Here is a 4,424-nt window from a genome sequence, read left to right as displayed (position 1 = left end):
GCGTCTATAGGTTATAAGACCATCATCAAAAGCCAACCAACACTATTTGACAATGTTAATGACATAGAGTTCTCAATAAACGAAGGACAGATATTCAATGGTAAGACATACTTCCGGCCATACAAAATAGACCAAGGAACAGCCAAGCACTCCGTAGTGCTATCCTCTCCCAAATTGTATAACGCAGAGCGAAATAGCCTTGTGGAATATTTAATGGATTTGTCAAGTCAAGGAATTGAAGTACTCGTCCTCACCCATACCGCCAACGAACAAACAGAATACCTGCAAAGAAAAGGATTATCCGTAAAGATTATCCCAACCTTGTCGCTATGCACGACTATTATAGACAAGACTATAGTATGGTATGGTGCAATCAATGCGCTTGGCTATACTTCCGAAGAAGACAATGTGATAAAAGTCACGGATAATAACTTGGCAGACGAATTGACAAAAGCACTTCTTTCCAGCAATTCTGCGTAAACAATGCGTAAACAAACTATTTCAGTCTCCGCTTTTGTGTCACGAAATGTTATAGAGTCTCGATGGAATTAACAAACAAATAAAAAGAAAAAATGCCATAACGATTCACATCGCCATGGCACAATCCTTAAAGAAGTTGCATTCATTTTTTCTTTTGACCTTTACAATCGCTTCGATTGCTTCTGACATGAGCAGACACATGAATGGTTTTGCCATTCTGGACTCGATCATATTCAGGAATGCGATTGAACTTACGGCCATCACTATCCTTTGCCATAATCATTGTAACCCGTCCTGTGGCGGGGATCCCTAATTGGCTGCATGTTTCAGGCAACCGTTATTTATTTTTCACATAGGCCTCAACATTCTCTCGGTTTCTCTTTTCCTGTAAAAGTCGCAAATAAGTACCTAGCATATGTCCAGCCTCTTGTCTCCAACAACAGATAACATGCGACCATTAATAAGACTTGAATTATCAACACCACCCCAATGGGCCACCACGACAACCAGCCACAGAAGATATTGGCTATGCCTATGCTTATTATTAAAAGAATGCTCCATACGCTAGCACCAAGATAGTTTCGACAGAAGCCGAACTCTATGTTGTACTGCCTCAGGATCACATCGCCACGACAGTTTTGCCTAATCTGATACACTGCATCCGCAATCGTCTTTTTGGCCATATCAAGGTCAGCCTTTTCATCCTCTTTGGTTGGCAGCTTAATACCAAACGTCGTTTTCACCTTGGCAGCTATCTCCTTGTGATACGCCGACGAAATGGCAGTATTCTGCCAAAGCAGCATCTTGGTGGTAGGCATCTCTGTCTCGTCCTTCTTAAACATGCGGTACTGGAAAAGCCACTTTGACGTTTCCTTAAACACTTCCCTTACCAGATAACCAACAGCCATGCTAGCCAGCGCAGTACCGCCGATAAGACACAACACCCACTGTAGATTGCCAACCAGCACTTGATATTGAGGAAACCACTCCCCCATACACATGGCCAACAATATGCATGTGGGGAGCATTCCCAAAATTGCAGGATATACCCTTGCTACTCTAATGTACTTATCCATCATAGGCTTAATCTTCCTTAATACTACCCAAATACTTCATGCCATCATGGCTACCATGATTGGCATTCGTTACCATACCATCTGTCTTGTTATATCCATCCTCCGATACGAAAATATCAAGATAGTCTCCATTTGTCTCGAATAAAATATCTCCTGCCGTATTCTGTGTGATGGTGTCATAGCCGCTATAGTAATCTAACTCATCACTAGGTGCCTCGCCAACAATCACTAATTTTGGTGTCAACTTATCCATTAGCGACTTGGGGATGTGACCAGTCTTTCTGCCATGGTGGGGTGCAAACACTATGGTCTTATGAGTATTTGTCACCTTTTTATCAAACTCTTCTTGCATATCCGTTTCCATGTCACCCATCCACAGGAATGAAAATTTGCCTACAAGATACTTAATAGCCGGCGAAATATTGTTAGGGCTCCCGCCATCTGCTGCCGTCTCCAATGCTTCCTTATACAGGTCGTTATCTGTTATAGGCCACAAACAATAAAGCCCGGCTCCATCACGTTCGTTGTCCGACTCGTTCATCCACTTACGCTTACACCCTTTTTTAAGTTCGAAGCTTTTCTTGCTGTCATCGCGCAGTTTCTTATACCTCTTGAAATCATCCGTTTCCGTACCCTTCTTAGTCGTATTGTTATCAACACAATAAAAATTAAGGATGCCAAACTTGTCGTCGTACTCCACCAAACCTTTGATATGATCATCATCAGGATGGGTCGAGATAAAACGTTTGATACCTTTACCTGATGATTCCGTTTCAATCTCGTCAAGGATGTCATCCTTAACGTCATCTGTAAGACAACAGTCGATTGTTGTGAAGTTGTCTGAGTTGTGTCGGATGTAGAACATGTCTCCATTGCCGACCGAAAAACTTTTAACTTTACTCATTTCAATATTATTTTTAATTCTACACTCCAATTTGTGCAAACCATGTGCCAAGAACACAAAAGAATACGCATGTTATTTAGATTCTATATTTTGTTTTAGTGCATATTGCGTCATTTTGCTCGTAAAACCGCGCCTTACGGCTCCTGAATGTGCTCTGTCATCTTGGTACGACAAACTGTCAGTATTGCCAATTATTTTAAATTATGTGTCATTTTGACACAAAACGCTCCATATTAGCAAATAAATCTCAAAATCAGGCCTTAATCCATGCTTATTTCAGCATTTTTTGTTACCTTTGCACCCACATTTCAATTATGGCTTTATGGTACACGAACTCCGAATCAAGAATTTCCTATCATTCAAGGAAGAAACCGTTATCAGTTTCGAAGCGTCAAAAGATACATTCAAAGAGGACTCTCTGCTAGTCACAATGAACGATGGCACACGTCTGTCACGTATAGCTATCATATATGGTGCCAACGCCTCGGGTAAATCCAATCTCCTTGAAGTTTTTGAGTATTTATTCTGGTTCTGGAAACGTAAAACCGATGATCAGGATGCGCCCACAGGCGTAGAGCCTTTTGCCCTCGACAAAGACACGCCTTCACAACCCACCGAGTTTGAATTAAAGTTGTATGTCAACGACAAGAAGTACGTCTACCAGCTAATTCTTACGTCAAAGGATGTCCTGTCTGAAAAGTTGTTTGTCTACAACACCAACCAACCCTCGCTACTCATGAATCGCGAATTGGTAGAAGGCAATACTGCTTTAAAATTCAACCCCGTGCTAATTAAGGTACCTGCTGCAGTAAAAGAAGAATTGACAGCGAAATGTCTTAAAAACATGTCGGTATTCGCTGCACGCAAAGCCGTTAACGGCAACTTTGGGGAAATTGATGACGTTCGCAATTGGATGATCAACCATACTTTGCCTGTTATCGATTTAGGTCAGAAGATGTTCAACTATGCGGAAAGAAAAATGCTTGAAGACCCCGAAACTAAAAAACATCTTTTGGAATTCAGTCACAATATCGGACTAAACATCGAAGATATGGCAGTAGAGAAAGACTATATGCCTTTAACTCCTGAAATGATTCAGTTCATGCAAGCCTCTGGCAGATTGTCCGAAGAAAATGTTAGCAAACTGAACAAAGATCCTAAAATGCCAAATGGATTCAAAACCGATTTCGTGGTGTCAGTTAACAATATAAGAGGTAAGGAAATCTACACTTTGCCTAAATCAAGCCAAAGCGAAGGAACACTCAGATCCATGGGTGTCGAGACAGCCCTCTACGTAGCAGAACAAAACAATAAGTTGCTACCTATCGACGAGATAGAAACTTCAATGCATCCTTTGTTATTAAAATATATGATAAAAAGCTTCTTGAAAGCGCCATCTAAAAGTCAGTTACTCCTGACAACGCATTACGACCCCCTATTTACTGCTGCCGACGACTATCTCCGCAAAGACAGCTTTTGGCTGATGGACAAAGAAGAAAATGGTAATTCAATTTTATATTCGCTGGTATCTAAAAATGGTGTCAACAAAATGCGGTCATTACAACGAGCTTACCTTAACAATAAACTTGGGGCTCTTCCAAAAATAGCAGACTTTTAGTAGCACGTCATAGCCACCTCCTTAAATTATTTTAGAAGAAGGTCTGTTATATCAATAGTTCGTTAAAAATTCAACATATGGGCTAACGGCTATGCCGCACAGCCAAAGAGTTCTTTGAAAATGTGATTAATTAACGTGAGTTCGATGAATTCAAAACAATGAAAGCCGTGTATCAACTGTACGTTGTACATTGATACACGGCTTCTTGGGAAACATACAGAATGTTCCACTTGTGCAATATTCTTCAACTCGTCATTTACCGTTTCTATTATTGCTCGTTTCCTAAGCAGCAGCTTGTCAGACACGCTCATCAAGGCACCTTTCATGTTGTTTTTAAGTTTGGTGA

General features: G+C 40.8%; 3 protein-coding genes and 2 pseudogenes. 2 read left to right on the top strand and 3 right to left on the bottom strand.

From position 1 onward, the window contains the following. Nucleotides 1-480: pseudogene (locus CIL02_RS16450) on the top strand (helicase); the annotation flags it as partial. Nucleotides 481-839: 359 nt separating this feature from the next. Here the strand turns inward: CIL02_RS16450 and CIL02_RS13875 are convergent. Both CIL02_RS13875 and CIL02_RS13870 read right to left on the bottom strand, forming a co-directional pair. Further along, nucleotides 840-1,559, bottom strand: a complete 720-nt coding sequence (locus CIL02_RS13875; protein WP_094402612.1) for a hypothetical protein — start codon at nucleotides 1,557-1,559, stop codon at nucleotides 840-842. Between the two features lie 4 nt (nucleotides 1,560-1,563). Next, complete coding sequence (locus tag CIL02_RS13870; RefSeq protein ID WP_094402611.1) at nucleotides 1,564-2,460, bottom strand: hypothetical protein; 897 nt, start codon at nucleotides 2,458-2,460, stop codon at nucleotides 1,564-1,566. Nucleotides 2,461-2,782: 322 nt separating this feature from the next. Between CIL02_RS13870 and CIL02_RS13865 the strand changes: the two genes are divergently transcribed. Further along, entirely contained in the window at nucleotides 2,783-4,078 is a 1,296-nt protein-coding gene (locus CIL02_RS13865) for an ATP/GTP-binding protein (protein ID WP_094402609.1), read from the top strand. A 218-nt stretch (nucleotides 4,079-4,296) separates the two neighbouring features. Here CIL02_RS13865 and CIL02_RS13860 read toward each other — a convergent pair. Beyond that, a pseudogene (locus CIL02_RS13860) lies at nucleotides 4,297-4,424 on the bottom strand (transposase); the annotation flags it as partial.

The sequence above is a fragment of the Prevotella sp. P3-122 genome, from assembly GCF_002251365.1.
GTDB lineage: Bacteria > Bacteroidota > Bacteroidia > Bacteroidales > Bacteroidaceae > Prevotella.
The sequence above is the reverse complement of the archived record's forward strand: the minus strand, read 5'-3'. Positions and strand labels throughout refer to the sequence as shown.